The organism is Embleya scabrispora, assembly GCF_002024165.1.
Lineage (GTDB): Bacteria > Actinomycetota > Actinomycetes > Streptomycetales > Streptomycetaceae > Embleya > Embleya scabrispora_A.
Genome location: NZ_MWQN01000001.1, coordinates 1,404,601 through 1,425,847, shown reverse-complemented (window position 1 = coordinate 1,425,847; position 21,247 = coordinate 1,404,601). Strand labels below are relative to the sequence as shown.

The 21,247-nt window shown below is 72.9% G+C and carries 15 protein-coding genes and 1 pseudogene; 5 read left to right on the top strand and 11 right to left on the bottom strand.

Annotated features, from left to right (window positions below):
• The first annotated feature begins 526 nt into the window (after positions 1–526).
• Complete coding sequence (gene hemG, locus B4N89_RS06295; protein WP_078974874.1) at positions 527–1,963, top strand: protoporphyrinogen oxidase; 1,437 nt, start codon at positions 527–529, stop codon at positions 1,961–1,963.
• 30 nt (positions 1,964–1,993) lie between these two features.
• Complete coding sequence (gene hemQ / locus B4N89_RS06290) at positions 1,994–2,791, top strand: hydrogen peroxide-dependent heme synthase (protein ID WP_235618492.1); 798 nt, start codon at positions 1,994–1,996, stop codon at positions 2,789–2,791.
• Positions 2,792–3,310: 519 nt separating this feature from the next.
• Here the strand turns inward: hemQ and B4N89_RS06280 are convergent.
• The 6 genes and pseudogenes from B4N89_RS06280 to B4N89_RS06255 all read right to left on the bottom strand — a co-directional run bounded on the left by B4N89_RS06280 (position 3,311) and on the right by B4N89_RS06255 (position 8,914).
• Positions 3,311–4,515, bottom strand: a pseudogene (locus tag B4N89_RS06280) (DUF692 domain-containing protein).
• Between the two features lie 87 nt (positions 4,516–4,602).
• Positions 4,603–5,478 carry a TIGR04222 domain-containing membrane protein gene (locus B4N89_RS06275; protein ID WP_078974872.1) on the bottom strand — a complete coding sequence of 292 codons (876 nt, stop codon included), beginning with the start codon at positions 5,476–5,478 and terminating at the stop codon, positions 4,603–4,605.
• 129 nt (positions 5,479–5,607) lie between these two features.
• Positions 5,608–6,018, bottom strand: a complete 411-nt coding sequence (gene msrB, locus B4N89_RS06270) for a peptide-methionine (R)-S-oxide reductase MsrB (RefSeq protein ID WP_078979143.1) — start codon at positions 6,016–6,018, stop codon at positions 5,608–5,610.
• A gap of 70 nt (positions 6,019–6,088) precedes the next feature.
• Positions 6,089–7,513 carry a UDP-N-acetylmuramate--L-alanine ligase gene (murC, locus tag B4N89_RS06265; RefSeq protein ID WP_078974871.1) on the bottom strand — a complete coding sequence of 475 codons (1,425 nt, stop codon included), beginning with the start codon at positions 7,511–7,513 and terminating at the stop codon, positions 6,089–6,091.
• A 59-nt stretch (positions 7,514–7,572) separates the two neighbouring features.
• A complete protein-coding gene (locus B4N89_RS06260; protein ID WP_078974870.1) occupies positions 7,573–8,049 on the bottom strand; it encodes an indole-3-glycerol phosphate synthase in 477 nt (158 codons plus the stop codon).
• Between the two features lie 124 nt (positions 8,050–8,173).
• The gene (locus B4N89_RS06255; RefSeq protein ID WP_078974869.1) at positions 8,174–8,914 is read right to left on the bottom strand and encodes a pyrimidine reductase family protein; all 741 of its coding nucleotides are present in this window, start codon (positions 8,912–8,914) and stop codon (positions 8,174–8,176) included.
• 31 nt (positions 8,915–8,945) lie between these two features.
• Here B4N89_RS06255 and zapE point away from each other — a divergent pair, with 31 nt between their 5' ends.
• Complete coding sequence (zapE, locus tag B4N89_RS06250; RefSeq protein ID WP_078974868.1) at positions 8,946–9,986, top strand: cell division protein ZapE; 1,041 nt, start codon at positions 8,946–8,948, stop codon at positions 9,984–9,986.
• Between the two features lie 954 nt (positions 9,987–10,940).
• Complete coding sequence (locus B4N89_RS50640; RefSeq protein ID WP_235618890.1) at positions 10,941–11,780, top strand: PPK2 family polyphosphate kinase; 840 nt, start codon at positions 10,941–10,943, stop codon at positions 11,778–11,780.
• A gap of 49 nt (positions 11,781–11,829) precedes the next feature.
• Here B4N89_RS50640 and treZ read toward each other — a convergent pair whose 3' ends face one another.
• The 4 genes from treZ to B4N89_RS06225 all read right to left on the bottom strand — a co-directional run bounded on the left by treZ (position 11,830) and on the right by B4N89_RS06225 (position 18,592).
• Positions 11,830–13,590 carry a malto-oligosyltrehalose trehalohydrolase gene (gene treZ, locus B4N89_RS06240; protein ID WP_078974866.1) on the bottom strand — a complete coding sequence of 587 codons (1,761 nt, stop codon included), beginning with the start codon at positions 13,588–13,590 and terminating at the stop codon, positions 11,830–11,832.
• A 131-nt stretch (positions 13,591–13,721) separates the two neighbouring features.
• The gene (treY, locus tag B4N89_RS06235) at positions 13,722–16,013 is read right to left on the bottom strand and encodes a malto-oligosyltrehalose synthase (RefSeq protein ID WP_078974865.1); all 2,292 of its coding nucleotides are present in this window, start codon (positions 16,011–16,013) and stop codon (positions 13,722–13,724) included.
• Positions 16,014–16,088: 75 nt separating this feature from the next.
• Entirely contained in the window at positions 16,089–18,203 is a 2,115-nt protein-coding gene (glgX, locus tag B4N89_RS06230) for a glycogen debranching protein GlgX (RefSeq protein ID WP_078979142.1), read from the bottom strand.
• A gap of 185 nt (positions 18,204–18,388) precedes the next feature.
• The gene (locus B4N89_RS06225) at positions 18,389–18,592 is read right to left on the bottom strand and encodes a hypothetical protein (RefSeq protein WP_078974864.1); all 204 of its coding nucleotides are present in this window, start codon (positions 18,590–18,592) and stop codon (positions 18,389–18,391) included.
• A gap of 309 nt (positions 18,593–18,901) precedes the next feature.
• On the opposite strand from B4N89_RS06225, the gene B4N89_RS06220 reads away from it, so the two are divergent.
• On the top strand, positions 18,902–20,320 hold the full coding sequence (locus tag B4N89_RS06220; RefSeq protein WP_078974863.1) for an SAV2148 family HEPN domain-containing protein: 1,419 nt from the start codon (positions 18,902–18,904) through the stop codon (positions 20,318–20,320).
• A 15-nt stretch (positions 20,321–20,335) separates the two neighbouring features.
• On the opposite strand, the gene B4N89_RS06215 is transcribed toward B4N89_RS06220, so the two are convergent.
• Positions 20,336–21,223 (bottom strand): phosphotransferase enzyme family protein, encoded by an 888-nt coding sequence (locus B4N89_RS06215; RefSeq protein WP_235618491.1) that lies wholly within the window; start codon positions 21,221–21,223, stop codon positions 20,336–20,338.
• Positions 21,224–21,247 lie beyond the last annotated feature (24 nt).

Below are 21,247 nucleotides of genomic sequence, written 5' to 3'. Positions count from 1 at the left end.
GGGCCGGCGTTGGGGTTCGGTCGGGTTGGGGTGGCCTCAAGCGCCGGCCGGGCTGGATTGGTTGCGGTGAGGTGGGTGGCTTGGTCTTGAGGGCCGGCCGGGCTGAATGTGGTTTGTGGTCGCGCCGGCGTTGGGGTTCGGTCGGGTTGGGGTGGCCTCAAGCGCCGGCCGGGCTGGATTGGTTGCGGTGAGGTGGGCGGTTTGGCCTTGAGCGCCGGCTGGGCTGATGTGGTTTGTGGTTGGGGTGGCGGTGGGATTTGGTCGGGTTGGGGTGGCCTCAAGCGCTGATCGGGCTGACTTGGCCGGCTTGGTCGGCTGGTTTGGGGGCCAGTCGGCTTGGTTGGGTCGGGGTGGGGTGGATTGGCCTGGGTGGGGGCAGGGGGCGGCTGGGTTTGATTGGGTTGGTTGAGGGTTAGTTCCGCGGCATTGGGGTGGTTTTGGTTGTTGGTGGGCTTTTGGGGGGTTTGGGTTCGGGGGTTGGGTTGGGGTGGATTGTGGGAGAGGGTGTGACGTGGGTGGTTCGGTGATGGGCGGCGGGCGGCATGTGGTTGTGGTGGGGGGTGGGATCGCCGGGTTGACGGCTGCTTGGGTTTTGCTGCGCGATGGGGATCCCGGGCTCACCGTCACCGTGCTCGAAGGGGCTTCCCGGGTGGGGGGGAAGTTGCATGCCGGGAGCATCGCCGGGGTTGCGGTCGACGAGGGTGCGGAGTCGATGTTGGCTCGGCGCTCCGAGGCGATCGACCTGGCCCGTGAGGTCGGGTTGGGCGACGATCTCCAGCCGCCGGCCACCGCGGGCGCGTCGTTGTGGACGCGTGGCGCGTTGCGGCCGATGCCGCGCGGTCATGTGATGGGCGTGCCGGGCGACCTGGAGCCGCTGGCCGCGAGCGGAGTGCTGTCGCCCGCGGGCCTGGCCCGGATCCCGCTGGACCACGCGCTGGCGCCGCACCGCTACGAGGACGACGTCTCGGTCGGCCGCTACGTCTCCGAACGGCTCGGCCACGAGGTGGTGGACCGGCTCGTCGAGCCGCTGCTCGGCGGGGTGTACGCGGGCAACGCCTACGACATCTCGCTCGCCGCCGCCGTTCCGCAGCTGTTGCCGATCGCCCGCTCCGGCGGCTCGCTGGTGGCGGGGGTGCGCCACCTGCTCGACGGCGCCGCCGAGCGGCCTGCGGGGCCGGTGTTCATGGGGGTGCGCGGCGGTGTCGGGCGGTTGCCGCTCGCGGTCGCCGGCGCCGTGGTGGCCGGTGGGCGCGGCAGCATCCGGACCCGGACCACGGTGCGCGAGTTGGAGCGCACGCCGACCGGCTGGCGGCTGATCACCGGGCCGACCAACGCCCCCGTCCCGATCGAGGCGGACGCGGTGGTGCTCGCGGTACCGGCCGCACCCGCGGCCCGCCTCCTGCGCCCGCACTCGACGGTCGCGGCGGTCGAGCTGTCCTCGATCGAATACGCGGGCATGGCGCTGGTGACCCTCGCGTTTCGGCGCGCCGACCTGGCGTCGATGCCCGCCGGCACCGGATTTTTGGTGCCGCCGGTGGACGGCCGGCGGATCAAGGCGAGCACGTTCGCGTCGAACAAGTGGGGCTGGCTCGCCGAGTCGGATCCGGACCTGTTCGTGCTGCGCACCTCGCTCGGCCGGGCCGGCGAGGAGGCGGTGCTCCAGCGCGAGGACGCCGATCTGGTCGCCGACTCGCTCGACGACCTGCGCGAGGCGGTCGGACTGGCCGCCGAGCCGATCGACACCCGCGTCACCCGCTGGGGCGGCGGGCTGCCCCAGTACGCGGTCGGCCACCTCGGTCGGATCGCCTGCGTGCGCGACGCGGTCGAGCGGTTGCCGCGCCTGGCGGTGTGCGGCGCGGTGTACGAGGGCGTCGGCATCCCGGCGTGTGTGGCGAGCGCGACCAGGGCCGCGACCGAGGTGCTGGCGCAGCTCGCCGGGCCGTACGCGCGCCCCGTGCACTGAGCGCGGGGGCGAGCCAGGCAGAATCGGACCATGACGCAAAGCACCGCGGGAAACACCCCGGAACCGGTCGACGCCGCCGCCGCGGGAATCGACGCCGCCCTCAACGCCGACGGCCCGGAGTCCGCGGGCGAACCCGCGCCGGCCCGGCGCAAGGCCCGCGACCTCAACCAGGTGATCAGGTACACGATGTGGTCGGTGTTCCGACTCCGTGAGCCGCTGCCGGGTGCGCGGGCCGAGTTGGCGGGCGAGGTGGAGCAGCTGTTCGAGCAGCTGCTCGACAAGGACGTGGTGGTGCGCGGCACCTACGACGTCTCCGGCCTGCGTGCCGACGCGGACCTGATGATCTGGTGGCACGCGGAGGACTCGGACGCGCTCCAGGAGGCGTACAACCGCTTCCGGCGCACCGGCCTGGGCCGGCTGCTCGAGCCGGTGTGGTCGAACATGGCCCTGCACCGTCCGGCCGAGTTCAACAAGAGCCACATCCCGGCCTTCCTGGCCGAGGAGACCCCGCGCGACTACGTCGCGGTGTATCCGTTCGTGCGCTCGTACGAGTGGTATCTGCTGGAGGACGACGAGCGCCGCCGGCTGCTCGCCGAGCACGGGCGGATGGCGCGCGGCTACCCGGACGTGCGGGCCAACACGGTGCCGTCGTTCGCGCTGGGCGACTACGAGTGGATCCTCGCCTTCGAGGCGGACGAGCTGCACCGCATCGTCGACCTGATGCGGCACCTGCGCGGTTCGGAGACGCGCCGCCACGTGCGCGAGGAGGTGCCGTTCTACACCGGTCGCCGGCACCCGGTCGCCGAACTGCTCGCCGGCCTGGCCTGAGCCTTCGCCCCGGTCGGTCGGCGGGCTGCGATCGATCGCTCCGACCGACCGGAGGCGCGGTGTCGGGTCGAATCTAGGTCGAACTCGAACAGGACGACCCGCTCGAACACGACGACCCGCAGGACGATCCGCTCGAACACGATGACCCGCTCGAACACGACGATCCGCTCGAACACGACGAGTTGCCGCCTCTGCCCCCGCCTCCGCCGCAGGACCAGCCGGTGCCGCACGAGGTGTGGTGGCCGCGCCAGTGGTGATGGTGATGGTGGTCGTGCGCGTCGTACCCCTGGTGTCCCTGCGGGCCGGGTGGCCACGGGCCGGGCCCGCCGCCATACGGTACGCCGGTGCCCGGTGCGCGCCCGAAGGGCGGGCCGGCCGGTCGGCCGAAGGCGTGGCGGAGCCTGCGTCGGGCCGCGCGGTGGGCCAGGACGACGATGACGACCGGTACGGCGGCGGCGAGGACCACCCCCGCAACGAGCAGCGGCAAGAACATGGTGTCGACCCCCGTGCGTGGAGTACCTACCCGTGGCCGGCCGGCGCACGGGATGCGAGTCGTGAGCGCAGCCGGGTCCATCGGGACGGCTTTCGTTCGACGAACACCTCGGCCAGCGCCTTCGGCAGCGCGTCCCGTTCCCACAGATGGGCCGCGAAGGCGTGTACGTCGGCGCGGGTGCCGCCCTCGGCGGGCTTCGGGTGGACCAGGGCCCAGGTCATGAACTCGCCCGGCCAGCGCGGGCCCAGCGTCGTCGCCAACTCCGGCACCGCGCGCAGCGCCGAGTCGCGCCGCTTGGCGGCCAGCGCGCGGGCCTGGACGCGTACCCGGTCCGGGTCGAAGCCCGGCGGTGTCGGCCCGCCGGCGACCAGTGCCGCGAGCAGCGCGCTCTGCTGTGCGGCCAGCCGCTCGCGCGCGTTCACCGGCGCACCGCCGTGCGGTCCACCACGGCGCGGATCGCGGCCAACTCGGCGGCGATCTCGCCCGCCGTCGGGAAGTCGCCGTCGCGTTCGAGCAGTACGCGCGGCGGCGGGCGCAGCGCGCACAGCGTGGCCAGCACCTCCAGGATCGGCTCGGTCACCGGGTGCGCGTGGGTGTCGTGCCACAGGCCGTCGCGTTCGACGCCGCCGGCGACGTGTACGTACTCCACCGCCTCCAGCGGGAGTTCGGCCAGTGCGGCGGCCGGGTCGACGCCGTGGTTGATCCGCTGGGTGTGCAGGTTGGCCACGTCGATCAGCAGCCGCACGCCGGTGCGCTCGACCAGTTCGGTCAGGAAGCGGGCCTCGCTCATCTCGTTGTCGGGCCAGGTCAGCAGCGTCGCCGGGTTCTCCAGGGCGAGCGGGACCGGCAGCGCGTCCTGGGCGATGCGGACGTTTTCCGCGACCACGTCGAGCGCGTCCCACGTCATCGGTGTGGGCAGCAGGTGACCGGCCTCCATACCGCCGGCCCGGACGAACGCCAGGTGTTCGCTGACCACCGGCGAGCCGAGGGCGCCGGCGACCTCGGCCAGCCGGGCCAGGCGTGCGGGGTCGGGGCGGTCGGCGCCGGCCAGGCCGAGGCCGACGCCGTGCGGGATGACCTCGACGCCGCGCTCGCACAACACGCGCAGTGACTCGGGCAGGTGTCCGACGCATACGTTCTCGGCGACGACCTCGACGAAGTCGACGCCGGCCAGGCGCTCGACGGTCAGATCGATCTCCGGCCGCCATCCGATTCCCACCGCTGTCCGCATGCGTCCAGCATGGCGGGTCCGTCCCGGACCGAACCAGGCGGAGTTCCCTCGGTTCGCCCGCCCCGAGCGCGCCGCGGGCGCGGTCGGTCAGGTGCCGCAACCGTCGGCGGTGCCGCCGCAGGAGCCTGCCCGGGCGCCCTGGGGGGAGGCGCAGGAGGCGCCGCCGCACCAGGCGGACTGCGGGGGGCGGCCGGCGGGGGTGGGCGCGTTGCGGCGGAAGATCTCCTTGACCACCGGGTCGGGGAAGCGGTCCAGGCCCCACAGGGCGACCGTGCCCAGGCCGTCGGCGCCGAGCGCGGCCACGGCCGTCTCGTCGCGGCGCAGCCGGATCAGCCGGCGCATGGTCGGCGCGGTGGGCACCACCCGCTCGCCGAACACGCCCAGGAGCAGCAGGCCCGCGACACACGCCTGGCTGCCGATGACCGCGAGCAGCAGGCCCACCCACGGCAGCGCGCCGGAGGTCGCGTCGTCGGCGCGGACGAAGCCCGCGATCGCGGTGGCCGGGCCCAGGGGGAGGGTGGCGAACAGTGCCCAGCGGGGCAGCCGACGCGGGCCCGCGTCCGGGCGGGCGATCAGGCCGGCGGCGAACAGGTCGGCGCCGATGCCCTGGATCTCCGGCGCCGCGGCCACCCGGGTGCGTAGGTCGCGCAGCGGCAGGCCGCCGTACTCCCGGTCCAGGATCCGCAGCGGCGCGTCGCCCGCCGCGTCGGCCGCCGGCGCCCGGGCCGCGACCACCTGCCCGTCGCGGTTCAGGTGCAGCGCGCCCGCGCCGAGCAGGGCCAGGATGGACACGTCGGCCGCGCGGGCCGCACCGCCGCCGACGAACGCGTACTCGGCCGCGTCCAGTTCCGCCAGGCGCGCCCGGTCCGCCCGTCGGCCGCCGCGCCGGGCGGACCCGATGGCGACGCCGAGTACGAGCGCCGTCCAGGCCGAGTACGCGAGGGGTGGCAGCCAGGGATTCATGGTCCCCAGGCATAGCGGACGCGCCCGCCGCACGCGGGCTCGATGTGAGTTTTGCCGCACCGCCGGTACCGATGTTTGAACGGGCGGCGCCGCCCGGGCCGGCCCGAGCGGCGCCGCCCGTGTCTCGGGTCAGCCCTGCGGGTCCGGCTCCAGGGTCAGCGAGATGGAGTTGATGCAGTAGCGCTGGTCGGTGGGCGTCCCGTAGCCCTCGCCTTCGAACACGTGGCCCAGGTGCGAGCCGCAGGTCCCGCAGCGCACCTCGACCCGGGTCATGCCCATCGAGTCGTCCTCGATGTATTCGACCCGGTCCTCGGCCAGCGGCGCGTAGAACGACGGCCAGCCGCAGTGGCTGTCGAACTTGGTGTCGGAGCGGAACAGCTCCGCCTTGCACGCCCGACAGCGGTAGACGCCGGTCGTCTTGGTCTCGGTGTACTCACCCGTCCAGGCACGCTCGGTGCCCGCCCGACGCAGCACCCGGAACTCGTCCGGGGTCAGCTCGGCCCGCCACTGGTCGTCGGTCTTCTCGATTTCGTAGGCCATGTCCACATCCAACACGCAACGGCGCCGCGACGTTCCCCGAGGGGACGGCACGGCGCCGGCGGGAGTGGACTCAGCGGGTGGCGGTGCTGCGGGCGCGGATCGCGTCCAGGATCTCCGGGCCGAGCAGGGTCACGTCGCCCGCGCCCATGGTCAGGACCAGGTCACCGGGACGGGCCAGCGCGGCCACCGAGCCGGCCACGTCGGACCAGCTGTGCTCGGTGCGCACCAGGCCGCCGTTGTCCAGCGCGGCGTGCGCGATGATGTTGCTGGTCACGCCGGGCTGCGGGTCCTCCCGGGCAGCGTAGATGTCCATCACCACGGCGATGTCGGCCGCGGCGAGCGCGCGGCCCATCTCCACCCCGAGCTGCTGGGTGCGGCTGAACAGGTGCGGCTGGTACACCGCGATCACCCGGCCCGCGCCCACCGCGCCGCGGGCGGTGGCCAGGTCGGCGGTGATCTCGGTGGGGTGGTGCGCGTACGAGTCGACGACCCGGATGCCGCTCTCCTCGCCCTTGAGCTGGAACCGCCGGCGCACGCCCTGGTAGTTGGCCAGCCCGTCGGCCATGCGCCGCGGCTCGACGCCGAGCGCCAGGCCCACCGCGAGCGCCATCACCGCGTTGGAGGCGTTGTGCCGCCCCGGCACCGCGACGGCGAGCACCAACTCGCCGCCCACGGCCTTGCCGTGCACGGTGACCCGGCTGCTCAGGCCCGACGCCTCGATCTGCGCCAGGCGCAGGTCCGCGCCCTCGTGTTCGCCGACGGTGACCACGTTCAGCGTCGGCGCCGAGACCGCCAGCCGCTCGCGCAGGGCGCCGGCGCCCGCGTCGTCGGCGGAGAGCACCAGCGTGCCGCCGGGCACGATCCGGCCGGCGAAAACCTCGAACGCGTCGAGCACATCGTCGAGTGAGCCGTAGTTGGCGTGGTGGTCCAGCTCCACGTTCAGCACCACCGCCACCTCGGGCGCGTACTTGTGGAAGCTGCGGTCGCTTTCGTCCGCCTCGGCCACGAAGATGTCGCCCAGGCCGTGGTGGGCGTTGCTGCCCGCCTCGTTGAGGTCGGCGCCGATCGCGAAGGAGGGGTCCAGGCCGAGTGAGGTCAGGCCGACCGCGAGCATGCTCGTCGTGGTGGTCTTGCCGTGCGTGCCCGCGACGGCCACCGAGCGCCGGCCGTCCATCAGCCGGGCGAGCGCGTCGGCGCGGTGCACGATCGGGATGCCCCGCTCGCGCGCGACGACCAGTTCGGGGTTGTCCTCCCGGATCGCCGAGGAGACGACCACGCAGGAGACGTCCTCGGCGACGTTCGCTCGATCGTGGCCCACGTGCACCGTGCAGCCGAGCCGGCGCAGCGCCAGCACCTGGGTGGAGTCCTTGGCGTCGCTGCCGGAGACCCTCGCGCCGCGGATCGCGAGGATCTTGGCGAGCCCCGACATGCCGGCGCCACCGATGCCGACGAAGAACGGGCTGCCGAGGTCGACGGGCTCGGCGGGGGGTGCCATGAAGCGGGCTCCTTCGAATGGGGTGGACCCGCGTTCGGCGCGGGCTCCCCGCGATTGTGTCAGCTCACGTCGTGTGCGAAGAGCTTGAGCACCGGCACGCCGACGTTCTGTCGGGCCCGCGAGGCCCAGTCGCGGTGGAAGACCTCTTCGATGAAGTGCGGGTCGGTGAGCACGATCACCTCGTCGGCGTGGTGCCGGTCGACGATCTGCTTGAGGGTGTCCAGCGGGTCCCGGCCGGGGGTGGTCTCGCCGACGGCGGTGGCCCCGCTCGCGCGCAGTGCCGCCACGCTCGCCTCCAGGGTGCGCCGGGCCGCCTCCGCGCCGTCGTCGGGGCCGGGCCGCTCCTCGAGGTCCTCGGCCGCCTCGTCCAGGCGCACCAGGGCCACGTCGTCCAGCGCCTGGAGCAGCTTGCGATGGTCGGCCTTGCCGGGCAGGACCACCACGAACGACGTCTCGACGCCCTCGTGCAGGCCGGTCACGAACGCGACGTCCGCCTCGTTCAGGACCTTTTCGACGAGCAGCACGATCGTGTACACGCAAAACTCCTTGATCCATCGGCCGAGCCGGGTGTCTGTGCCCCGTCTGCCCGGGAGTTCACCCTCCCACTCCCGCGGACCGGCGGGCGCCGGCCGGGGCCGCCGAAGCGGCCCCGGCCGCTGGCTACGCGCGGACGTAGCGGGAGAACAGCGCGCCGTCCTCCTCGAGGATCGAGATCGGGCGCATCGCCTGTGCCTCGGCGAGCGTGGGGCCGGCCAGGAGCCGGTGGGCGGGTCCCGAGGTCAGCAGCGGGCTCACGGTCAGGCAAAGCTCGTCCAGCCGGCCGCACGCGGCGATCTGCGCCAGGACGTGCGGGCCGCCCTCGGTGAGCTGCCGGGTCAGCCCGCGGGCCGCCAGCGCGTCGAGGGCCACGCCCAGGTCGACCCGGTCGCGCCCGGCCAGGAGCACGTCGCCGTACTCCGCCGCCGCGGCCAGGCCCTTGGGCTGGGCCTCCTCGCAGGTGATCACGATGGTGGGGGTGACCGCCTCGGTGAACAGCGGCGTGGTGAAGTCGATGGCGAGGCTGCGCGAGACGATCGCGATCACCGGCGCGGGCAACTGTCCGGCGGCGGCGCGGGCGGCGGCGTAGGCGGGCCTGGGCCGCGGCGGCCGGTAGCCCTCCTGGCGCACGGTGGCCGCGCCCACGACGATCACGTCGGCCAGGCCGCGCAGCACGCCGAAGACGCGCTTGTCCGCCGGCGAGGACAGTCCGGCGGACAGGCCGTCGGGGGCCTGCGCGGCGCCGTCCAGGCTCGCCACCATGTTCGCCCGCAGCCAGGTGCGGTCGGGGGGATAGGCATAGGCCTCGACCAGGTCGACCTCGGGTTCGTCGGGGGTTGAGGGCACGGGAAGGAGACGGCGCATGCGATCGAGTTTCGCACGCGTCGTAGGCTTGATGATCGTGTCCGTAGCTCCCGTGTCGTTGACCACGCGCCACCCCAGCGTCCCCGCCGACCGCCTCGTCGCCGAGATGGTTCCGCCGCCGCGGTTCGGCGACGTGCGTTTCGACACGTACATTCCCGACCCGAACCAACCCGGGCAGGCCGCGGCCGTGGTGCGGCTGGAGCGGTTCGCGGCGGAGTTGAACGGGGACGGCACCAAGCGCCGCTGGTTCCGCCGGGAGCAGGCGGCCGGGCCGAGCGGGATCTACCTCGACGGCGGCTACGGCGTCGGCAAGACCCACCTGCTGGCCTCGCTGTGGCACGCCTCACCCGGCCCGAAGTCGCTGTGCACCTTCGTCGAACTGACCAACCTGGTCGGCGCGCTCGGGTTCCGGCGGACCGTCGAGGCGCTGTCCGGCCACCGGCTGCTGTGCATCGACGAGTTCGAACTCGACGACCCGGGCGACACCGTCCTGGTGTCCACCCTCCTGGGCAAGCTCGCCGACGCGGGCGTCAAGCTCGCCGCGACCTCGAACACGTTGCCGGACAAGCTCGGCGAGGGGCGGTTCGCCGCGCAGGACTTCATGCGCGAGATACAGGGGTTGTCCTCGCGTTTCGAGGCGTTGCGCATCGACGGCGAGGACTACCGGCACCGGGGCCTGCCGGCGGCGCCCGCGCCGGTGGCCGAGGACATGGTCGCCGCCGCCGCCGAGGCCGCGCCCGACGGCGCCGCGCTGGACGACTTCCCCGCGCTGCTCGCGCACCTGGCCACCGTGCACCCCAGCCGCTACGGCGCGATGCTCGACGGGATCACCGGCGTCTTCTGGCGCGGGGTGCGCCCGGTCGAGGACCAGGGCACCGCGCTACGCCTGGTGGTGCTCGCGGACCGGATGTACGACCGCGAACTGCCGGTGGTGGCCTCGGGCGTGCCGTTCGACGAACTGTTCACCGAGGAACTGCTCGGCGGCGGCTACCGCAAGAAGTACCTGCGCGCGATCTCGCGCCTGGTGTCGATGGCCCGCGACGGCGCCGAGCGCGTCCCCGCGCCCCGCTGATCCCACCGCCGCCCGGGCGGCGCCCGTGGGCGATCGGCGGGTCGGTGCGGCATCATCGGACCCGGGTCCCGACGACGCGGAGGCAGCGGCATGGCGAAGAAGGCCGACGGCAGGAGTGCAGGCAGGGCCGACCGGGGCACGAAGGGGTCGACGCCGGTGGGCCTGGGCGAGGCCCCGGACGCCGAGGCGGTCGTGAAGGGGGCGACGGCCACGAAGAAGGCCGGCAAGCCCGAGAAGCCCGCCAAGTTCGACAAGCTCGCGAAGGGCGACAAGGCCACCGAACCCGCGAAGGCGGCAAAACCCGCCAAACCCGCGAAGGCGGCGAAACCCGCAAAGCCCGCAAAGCCCGCGAAGCCCGCAAAGCCCGCGAAGTCCGCCGACCTCGACAAGGCCGCCAAGCCTGCGAAGGCCGCCAAGGGTGACAAGACCGCCAAGCCCACGAAGCTCGGCAAGCCCGCCAAGGCCACCGGTCCCGACAAGGCCGCCCGCGCCGCGAAGGCGGATCGGGTCGACGAGGCCGCCAAGGCCGCCAAGAAGGCCGCGAAGAAGGCGGCCAAGGTGCTCAAGGCGGAGCGCGAGGCGCAGGCCGACCTCGCCAAGGCCGCGAAGAAGGCCGCGAAGAAGGCGGACCGCAAGGCCGCCGAGGCGCTGGAGGCCGCGGCCGAGCGGGTCGCCGCCGAGGCCGCGAAGGCGGCGAGGGCACTCGCGAAGCAGACCGAGGCCGAGCGCGCGATCGCCGAGGCGCCGGCCGCGGACCCGGAGCCGCCCGTCGGGCGGGCCGTGCACTTGGTCGCCGACGCGGGCGATCCGGACCCCGCCGCCGAGCCCGCCGTCGACCCCAGCGCCCCGCCCGCCGTCGCCCCGGGCCCGGCCGAGTTGCGACCCGAGCCCGCCCCGCCCCGGCTCCGGGTGCTCGTCGAGGCGCCCGCCGACACGTACACGCCCCCGGCCGATGTGCCGTCCGTACGGGCCGCGTTGCGGCTGCCGGGCGGCCCCGTGGACCTGGCCGCGATCGATCCGCGCGCCACGCCGAGCTTCGCGGGCGACAAGGCCGACGCGCTCGCCGACATCGGCGCGATGGGGCCCCGGCTGGCCGAACTCCAGGAGCGGCTGTACGCGCAGGCCGTGGCCGGCGGCGCCCGCCGCCGGGTGCTCCTGGTGGTCCAGGGCATGGACACCTCCGGCAAGGGCGGTACGGTCAAGCACGTGATCGGCCAGTTCAACCCGTCGGGCTGCCACATCCACGCGTTCAAGGCGCCGACCGAGGACGAACTCGCCCACCCGTTCCTGTGGCGGGTCCGCGCCCAGGTGCCCGGACCCGGTCTGATCGGCGTGTTCGACCGCTCGCACTACGAGGACGTACTGATCGCCCGGGTGCGCAACCTGGTCCCGCGTCAGGTCTGGTCGCGCCGCTACGCCACGATCAACCGCTTCGAGCAGGGCCTGGCGAAGGACGAGGTGACCGTCGTCAAGGTCTTCCTGCACATCTCGCCCGAGGAGCAGAAGGAACGCCTGCTGGCCCGGCTCGACAACCCGGACAAGCACTGGAAGTTCAACCCGGCCGACATCGACGAGCGTTCCGTGTGGCCCGACTACCGCACCGCCTACGAGGCCGCGTTGGAGAAGTGCGACGGCGACGCGGCGCCCTGGTACGTGGTGCCGGCCGACCGCAAGTGGTACCGCAACTGGGCGATCAGCCGGCTGCTCCTGGAGCACCTGACCGAGTTGGACCCCCGCTACCCGGCCGGCGACTTCGACGTCGAGGCCCAGCGGAAGCGCCTGCTCGACGCCTGAGCGTCCCGCCGGCCGAGGACGGCGGTCGCGGTCGACCGGGCGGCACCTCCTAGCGGGTGCCGATCCGGACCACCGCGACCGACGTCGCGGGCAGCCGCAGCGTGGTGCCGACCAGGCCCCGGCGGATCTCCGCGCGGTCGTCCCAGGCCGCGACGATCTCCGCCGCCCCGGTGCCCATCGGCAGCGTCGCGGGCTGCTCGGCCAGGTTGACCGCGGTACGGAACGCGCCCCGGTGCACCATCAGCCAGCCGGCCGTCTCCTCGAAGCTGACCTGGACCCGGGTCAGGTCCGGGTCGGTCAGGTTGTCCCATTCCCGGCGCAGCGCGATCAGCCGCCGGTACCAGGCCAGCAGGGCCGCGTGCGGGGCGCGGGCGGGCTCCTTCCAGTCCAGGCACGAGTCGCGCACGGTCTGCGCCGACTGCGGGTCGGGAATCTGCGCCGCGTCCCACCCGTGCGAGGCGAACTCGGCGCGGCGGCCGTTGCGTACCGCCTCGGCCAGCTCCGGGTCGGTGTGGTCGGTGAAGTATTGCCAGGGCGTGGACGCGCCCCACTCCTCGCCCATGAACAACATCGGGGTGAACGGGGCGGTGAGCACGAGCGCGGCGCCCGCCGCGAGCAGCGCCGGCGGCAGGGTCGCCGAGATCCGGTCGCCGGTGGCCCGGTTGCCGACCTGGTCGTGGGTCTGGAGGTAGCCCAGGAAACGGTACGCGGGCATCCGCGAGACGGGCACCGGGCGGCCGTGTGTGCGCTCGCGGAACGAGGACCAGGTGCCGTCGTGCAGCCAGACCCGGGTGAGCGTCTTGGCGAGGGTGCCCATCGAGCCGAAGTCGCCGTAGTAGCCCTGGCGTTCGCCGGTGAGCAGGGCGTGCAGCGCGTGGTGGAAGTCGTCGCTCCACTGGGCCTGCACGCCCATGCCGCCGCTTTCGCGCGGGGTGACCACGCGGGGGTCGTTCAGGTCCGACTCGGCGATCAGGAACAGCGGTCGGCCGGTGGCGGCGGCGAGCTTGTCCACCGCCTCGGACAACTCCTCCAGGAACGGCACCGCGCGGTTGTCCGCGAGCGCGTGCACCGCGTCCAGGCGCAGTCCGTCCACGTGGTAGTCGCGCAGCCACATCAGCGCGCTGCCGACCAGGTAGGCGCGGACCTCGTCGGAGCCCGGGCCGTCCAGGTTCACCGCCGAGCCCCACGGGGTGCGGTAGCGGTCGGTGAAGTAGGGGCCGAAGGCGGGCAGGTGGTTCCCGGACGGGCCCAGGTGGTTGTGGACGACGTCCAGGATCACGCCCAGGCCGTGCGTGTGGCAGGCGTCCACGAACCGCTTGAGGCCGTCCGGGCCGCCGTAGGGCTCGTGCACGGCCCACGGGCACACGCCGTCGTAGCCCCACCCGTGCCGGCCCGGGAACGCGGACACCGGCATCACCTCGACGTGGGTGACGCCGAGGTCGACCAGGTGGTCGAGCCGCTCGACGGCCGCGGCGAACGTGCCCTCGGTGGTGAACGTGCCGATGTGCAACTCGTAGACGACCGCGCCCGGGAGCGGTCGGCCGGTCCAGGCCCCGTCGCCCCACGCGTACGCCGCGTGGTCGACCACGCGGCTCGGGCCGTCGGGGCCGGTGGGCTGCCACCGCGAACGTGGGTCGGGCAGCGGGTCGTTGCCGTCGATGGCGAACGCGTAGTCGCTGCCGTGTACCGCCGTGGGCACGTCCGCCTGCCACCACCCCGGCCGGTTCGCGTCGCGCATCGGCTTGCGTCGGCCGTCGACGACGACCTCCAGGGACGACGCTTTCGGAGCCCAGACCTCGAACCTGACCACGATGGTTGTGTCCTTCCGGGAACGGGTGCGAACGGGTGCGAACAGTTCGGAACAGGTGCGAACGGCTCGGAACGGATGGGAGCCAATGGGAGCGGATGGGAACGGCCGGGCGCCGGCCCGGCCCGGCCGGATCAGCCCCGGGTGAGCAGGGCGACGGGCAGGTCCTCCAGGATGTGCCGCAGGCGGGCCTGGCCCGTGTACGTGCCGCCGGTCAGCGCGTCGACCCAGCGGCCCTCGGGCAGCGGAAGCAGCGCGCCGCCCCAGTGGCCCTTGGCGGCGAGATTGGCCGGCAGCCGGGTCGCCACCGTGATCGCCTCGCCGCCGCGAATGAAGGCGACGGCATGGTCGGCTTCCTTGCCGCGGGCACGCAGCGGCGTGTAGGCGCCGGCGAACCAGTCGGGATGTGCGCGGCGCAGCCGCAGCGCGGCGGAGGTGATCCGGAGCTTGAGGGTGTCCAGCGGGCCGTGTTCGCGCCCGAAGTCGACGGGGGCCCGGTTGTCCGGGTCGACCAGGGTGTACAGCGCCAGTTCGCCGCCCTGGTACACGTCCGGTACGCCCGGCATGGTCAGCTGGACCAATTTGGCGCCGAGCGAGACGGCGTGTGCGGCGCGGTCCACCGTGGTGACGAAGTCGGCGAGGTCGGCGGTGAGTTCGTCGTCGGCGAGGACGGCGCGGACGAAAGCCTCGCTCGCCGCCTCGTAGTCCGGGTTCGGGTCGGCCCAGGTGGTTTCCCGGGCCGCCTCGCGCATCGCCTTGCGCAGGTAGGCCACCGCCCGGTCCGGGGTGAGCGGCCAGGCGCCGACCAGGGTCTGCCACAGCAGGTAGGTGTCGTAGCCGTCCGGGCCGAAGCGGAACTCGGATCGGTGCGGTCGGGACCGCTCGTTCCAGGCGTGCACCCGCCGCGCCCAGTCCTCGGGGATCTCGGCGAGCACCGACAGGCGGGCCCGGACGTCCTCGCTGCGCTTGGTGTCGTGCGTGCTCAGCGTGGTCATCGTGGTCGGGGACATGCGCCGGCAGGCGGCGTGGAACCCGGCGATGTCCGGGCCGAACGTGTCGGGCGCGCCGCCGACCTCGTTCAGCGAACTCAGGGCGTACCAGCGGTAGAAGGCGCGGTCCTCCACGCCCTTGGCCGCGAGCGCCGCCGCGACCTGGCCGAAGCGGATACCGAACTCCCCGTCGGCGAGCGCCAGTTCGGCGATCTCGCGGGCCGCCTCGGAGACCTGTCCCGGGACTGCGGTGAGCGCGCGGGCCATCGCGGCGATCGAGCCGGGACCGGCGCCGGGGTAGGGGCGGTAGGTGGGGAACGCGGTCAGCAGCGGGGGCAGGGCCCGGCCGACGTCGCCGGCGCCGGCCACCGGCTCCAGCCGGTCCAGGGTGCGGCGCAGCCGGGCGAACTCGGTGGCCAGGCCGTCGGCGAGGACCTCGGCCCTGGCCTGTTGCGCGAGGTAGTCGAAGCCTTCGCGCACCCCGGTTTGTTCGCGGTGCAGCGCGCGCAGCGGGTCGGCGCCCTCGGGGTCCAGGAAGAGGTTGTCCACCCGGCGCAGCGCGTCGTAGCCGGTGGTGCCGTCGCAGGCCCAGTCGGCGGGCAGCGTCTCCTCGTCGGAGAGGATCTTCTCCACCACGATCCACGCGTTCGGCGCGGCGGCGCGCAGCCGCTCCAGATAGGCGCGCGGGTCGGCCAGGCCGTCGGGGTGGTCGATCCGCAGTCCGGAGATCAGGCCCTCGTTCAGCAGCCGCAAGATGGTGGCGTGGGTGGCCGCGAAGACCTCGTCGTCCTCCTGGCGCAGGGCGATGAGCCCGGCGATGGTGAAGAAGCGGCGGTAGTTCAGCTCGCTGTCGGCGCGTCGCCAGTGCGCGAGTTCGTAGTGCTGGGCGGCGAGCAGCTCGTCGAGCGCGAGTTTTTCGGTGCCGGGCCGGAGCGGGAACTCGTGGTCGTGATAGCGCAGCACGTGGCCGTCCACGATCAGCTCGTCGGTGACCTCCTCGACCGGGCCGCCGAGTACGGGCAGCAGGACGCGCCCGTCGTGCCGGGTCCAGTCGATGTCGAACCAGCGGGCGAAGGGCGAGTCGACCCCCTCGCGCAGCGTCTCCCACAGTGGCCGGTTCAGCGACTCGGGGGTGGGCACCGCCATGTGGTTGGGCACGATGTCCACCACGAGCCCGAGCCCGTGCCCGGCGGCGGCCGCCGCCAGCTCGCGCAGCCCGTCCTCGCCGCCGAGGTCGGCGGACACGCGCGAGTGGTCGACCACGTCGTAGCCGTGGGTGGATCCGGGGACGGCCTGCAGGATCGGCGACAGGTGCAGGTGGCTCACCCCGAGCGAGGCGAGGTGGGGCACGGCGGCGGCGGCGTCGGCGAAGGTGAACGCGGGTTGCAGCTGGAGCCGATAGGTGCCGGTCGGAACACGAGAAGGCGACGAGGTCATGCCGACAAGCTTCCCCGGACATCCGCGACCTACCACCCGCCGGGGTGGGAAAAGCCACGCCGGCGGGTGATCGGGTCACGGTCGTTGCAGCACCACCAGCGAGCGGGGCTCGACGGTCTGGGCGGCGCCGCCCTCGATGGTCGGGCGGGACTTGGGCTCGTGTATCACCGTCTTGTCGTCGGCGGTGTCGACCACCACGGTCCAGGAGCGGCCCAGGTCCGCGGGGATGGTGAACTCCTCGGCCTCGTGCGAGGCGTTGAACAGCAGCAGGAACGAGTCGTCGGTGATCTTTTGGCCGCGCGGGTCCGGTTCCGAGATGGCGTTGCCGTTGAGGAACACGGCGACCGACTTGGCCGCGGCCGCCCACCAGTCGCCGTCCGACATCTCCTCGCCCGTGGGGGTGAACCAGGCGATGTCGGTCAGCTCGTCGTGGGTGCCCTGGACGGACCTGCCGTGGAAGAAGCGGCGGCGCCGAAAGACCGGGTGCTCGGCGCGCAGCCGGGTCATCATCCGGGTGAACTCGAGCAGGTCGGGGCCCTCGCCCTCGGGCCAGCGCACCCAGGAGAGTTCGTTGTCCTGGCAGTAGACGTTGTTGTTGCCCTGCTGGGTGCGGCCGAACTCGTCGCCGTGCGCGATCATCGGCACGCCCTGGGACAGCAGCAGCGTGGCGATGAAGTTGCGCTGTTGGCGGGCGCGCAGCGCGAGGATGTCCGGGTCGTCCGTCTCGCCCTCGACGCCGTGGTTCCAGGACCGGTTGTGGCTCTCGCCGTCGCGGTTGTCCTCACGGTTGGCCGCGTTGTGCTTGTCGTTGTACGACACCAGGTCGTGCAGTGTGAAGCCGTCGTGGCAGGTGACGAAGTTGATCGAGGCGATCGGTCGGCGGCCGTCGTCCTGGTACAGGTCGGAGGAGCCGGTCAGCCGCGAGCCGAACTCGGCGAGGGTGCGCTCCTCGCCGCGCCAGAAGTCGCGCACCGTGTCGCGATACTTGCCGTTCCACTCGGTCCACAGCGGGGGGAAGTTGCCCACCTGGTAGCCGCCCTCGCCGACGTCCCACGGCTCGGCGATCAGCTTGACCTGGGAGACCACCGGGTCCTGCTGGACCAGGTCGAAGAACGAGGACAGCCGGTCCACCTCGTGGAACTGTCGGGCCAGCGTGGCGGCCAGGTCGAAGCGGAAGCCGTCCACGTGCATGTCGGTGACCCAGTAGCGCAGCGAGTCCATGATCAGCTGCAACACGTGCGGGCTGCGCATCAGCAGGCTGTTGCCGGTGCCGGTGGTGTCCAGGTAGTAGCGCTTGTCGTCGGCGAGCCGGTAGTAGGACGCGTTGTCCAGGCCGCGGAAGGACAGCGTGGGGCCCAGGTGGTTGCCCTCGGCGGTGTGGTTGTAGACCACGTCGAGGATCACCTCGATGCCCGCGGCGTGCAGCGCCTTGACCATCGAGCGGAACTCCTGCACCTGCTGCCCGCGTTCGCCGGTGGACGAGTAGGCCGCGTGCGGCGCGAAGAAGCCGATCGTGTTGTAGCCCCAGTAGTTGCGCATCCCCAGGTCGGACAACCGGTGGTCCTGGACGAACTGGTGCACCGGCATCAGCTCGATCGCGGTCACCCCCAGGCTCACCAGGTGCTCGATCACCGCCGGGTGCGCCATGCCCGCGTAGGTGCCCCGGATCTCCTCGGGCAGGCCCGGGTGGCTGCGGGTCAGCCCGCGCACGTGCGCCTCGTAGATGACCGTGTCGTGGTAGTCGGTGCGCGGCGGCCGGTCGTCGCCCCAGTCGAAGTAGGGGTTGATCACCACCGAGTTCATCGTGTGCGGCCCGGAGTCGGTGGTGCTCATCAGATCCGGGTGTTCGAACGAGTAGCCGTACATCGACTCGTGCCAGTGCACCTCGCCGCACATCGCCTTGGCGTAGGGATCGAGCAGCAGCTTGTTCGGGTTGCACCGGGCGCCCGCGGCCGGGTCGAACGGGCCCTCGACGCGGTAGCCGTAGCGCTGCCCGGGTTGGATCCCGGGCAGGTAGGCGTGCCGGACGAAGGCGTCGGCCTCGCGCAGCTCGATGCGTTGCTCGGCGCCCTCCTCGTCCAGCAGACACAACCAGACGCGTTCGGCGGCCTCCGAGAAGACCGCGAAGTTGGTGCCGGCGCCGTCGTACGTGGCGCCCAGCGGATACGAATGACCGGGCCAGACCTGCATGAGCAACCTGCTTTGTCGCGGATCGTGCTTCGGCAGCATTTCGGCAGCTTGCAGTCTCCCGTACCGGACCCGATCCGGGGGTGCAATCCACCCAGGCGTCCCCCGGTCGAGTGGATTTCATGCCTGCGCCGGGCGTCGAACGGTCGATCGAAGCGATCGTTGCCGATCATTTGTGGTCAGAACGGTCAGATCCAGTCGAGCAGTTCGGCGGCGAGCACTTCCTCGCGGCAGGGCCAGGCGCCGCCGCACGAGCACGCCGCGCCGTCGGTGCCGGGGGTCGCGGTGCGCCGATGGTGCGCGAAGATCTCCGCGACCACATCGCGATACCGGGCGAAATCGTCCTCGGCGCCGCTGTATACCGCCGGGATCCTGCTGTTCGTGGCCAACATGACGACCTCCTGGGTGCCACGGTTCCTGCCGGATGAGACGGATCGTCGATCCGACTCGGTTGCGCCCCGGACCAGGAGGAGGGAAGACCCTCTCCCATCCGGCAATTGTTTCGCCATGACATGGCGCTGCTCGGCAGAAGTTGCCAGAGCGCGTCGAGTCCCCCCAATCGCCTTACGCCATCCGGGTAACGCGGGCGGATTCGTCACCCGAACGGGGCACGCCGACCGGCCCGCGCGGGCCCCCCGAGGCCGCCGGGTTTCGCTATACGCTCGTTCGGTTCCGGCTCGACGACGAACGGATGGGACGCGATGGCCGATCGGGAGTCCAACCCGCCACCCTCGACAACCGACGAGGATCCCGCGGCGGGGACGAGTACGACCGGTCTCGACGGCACGACCGGATTCGGCTCGGGCGGCGACACCTTCCCGGACCCGTACGCCCCCTGTCCCGACGGCGACCCCCCGGGCGGCACCACCGGTGTCCCGGGCACCGTCGGATTTCCCGACACCGGCTCCTTCGCCCTCGACGCGGGCGCACTGCCCGGTCCCCGCCACGCGGCCGCCGGCACCGCCGTCCTGGACGGCTCCGGGCCGCCCGACCCGATGCCGGGGATAGACCCCGCGACGCTCGCGTGGACCGAGGACGACTGGGCCGCCGCCCTGCTGCGCGGCCGCCGGGCGGGCCGGGCGTACGTGTACCTGAACCTGATCGAGCAGCGGCTGCGCGCGGTGATCAGCGCGGTGCTCGTCCCCGTCTACGGACCCGGCGAGCACCCGCACGACGACGGCGCCTGGGTGCTGGCCGCGGCCGGAAACGCGCAGAACGAATGGGTGGAACGAGCCGAGGCGGTACGGGAGATGAGTCGCCGACGCGGCTACATCGTGGACCCCGCCGACGACGAGCTGATCGCCTTTTTGACCCTCCCGCAACTGCGCGAGCTGATGGTGCGCAACTGGTGGTGCTTCGAGCCCTTCCTGCCGGACCGGCGCAAGCTGGAACGCGCGCTGGAGGAGGTCGAGATCGGCCGGCACATCGTGGCCCGCAACCGGGTGCTCTCGCCCGACGTGCTCGCCCAGGTGGAACGCGCGTGCCTGCGCGTGCTGGCCATGCTGGACGGGCCGCTCGCCGACCAGGGCGACCGGCGCCTCGCCCTGGACGCGGTCGAGGAGTTGTTCGCCGGGCGCTACGCCGACGTGGTGGGCGTCTTCCAGGACCGCGCCGCGCTGCAGCGCCGGTTGCCCTTCGCCGACCTGGTCGACGGCGCGCGCGGGATCGACGCGATGGGCGTCTCGCTCAACCTGCTGTGCCAGAACTATTCGGGCCGCGATCTGGCCCGACTGGGCGCCGGCGGGTGCGACATGCGGCTGCTCTTCCTCAACCCGGCGGGCGACGCGATGAAGCAGCGCGAGCGCGACGAGGGCATCAAGAAGGGACTGCTGTCCCGGATGACCACGCTCAACATCCTGCACATGCGCCGCGTCCGGGCGAAGCTGCGCGAGCCGCGCCGGATCGAGATCCGGCTCTACGACGAGGCGCCGCGCTTCGGGGCCTACCTGGTGGACGGGGACGTGGGGCTGATCCAGCCGTATCTGCGGCACGCGCGCGGCGTCGAGTCGCCCGCGTTCGTCTTGCGCGCCGACGCGGCGGGCGGCTCCGTACGCGGGCTCTACCCGCTGTTCCAGGAGGAGTTCGAGCAGCTGTGGGTGGCGGGCAAGCGCACCTCGTGAGGACCGGGACGCCGGTCAGAACGCGTGCCAGCGCGCCTCGGTGTCGCCGGTGCGCAGGGTGCGGACCCGGTGGTGGAACTCCTCCTCCGCCGCCGGGTTGCCCGGCACGTGCTGGGCCACCCACGCGGTGGCGGCCAACTCCCGGGTCTCGCGCAGCACCCGGTAGCCGGCCCACTCGGTCACGTCGAAGCCGTACGCGCGGGCGAACCGGCGCTGCGCGCCGTCGGGCAGGCCGTAGCGGGCGGCGGCCATCGGAGTGAGCACCAGGTCGAACTCGCGCAGGTCGTGCGCGACCGTCTCCCAGTCCAGCAGCAGCGCCCGGCCGCCGTGTACGCCCACGTTGCGCAGCAGCGCGTCGCCGTGGATCAGGCCGGCCGGCAGCGCCGGGGTCAGCTCGCGGCAGGCCGCCTCCAACTCCTCGCGGCGGGTCGACAGGTAGCGTCGATCGGCCAGCCCGACCGCCGCCTCGGCCGAGTCCAGCCAGGTCTCCACCAGCGCCAGCGGATGCCGCGCGGGCAGCGCGAACGGCGGCGCGGGCAGCGCGTGCAGTGTGCGCAACAGCCGGGCCAGGTCGGCCACGTTCGGCTCACGCTCGGCCGGCGGCAGCAACTCCCAGAAGGTGACGGGGCGTTTGTCGACCAGCACCGGCGCGGCCTCGATCCCGGCCGCCGGTCGCACCGCCGGGAAGTCCTGTTCGGCCAGCCAGCACGCGACCGCGATCTCGCGCCGCGCGCGCTCGGCCATGTGCGCCCCTCGGGCCACCCGCGCGACCAGACCGGGCCCGGGCAGCGCGAACACCGCGTTCTCGCCGAAGGAGAGCAACGTCGCGTCGGCGGACGATACTCCGACCTCCGCACACGCGCGCACGAGCACCGAACGTTCGCCGGCCACCGAGTCGATCACGCCGGTGATGGTACCGGTCCGGGC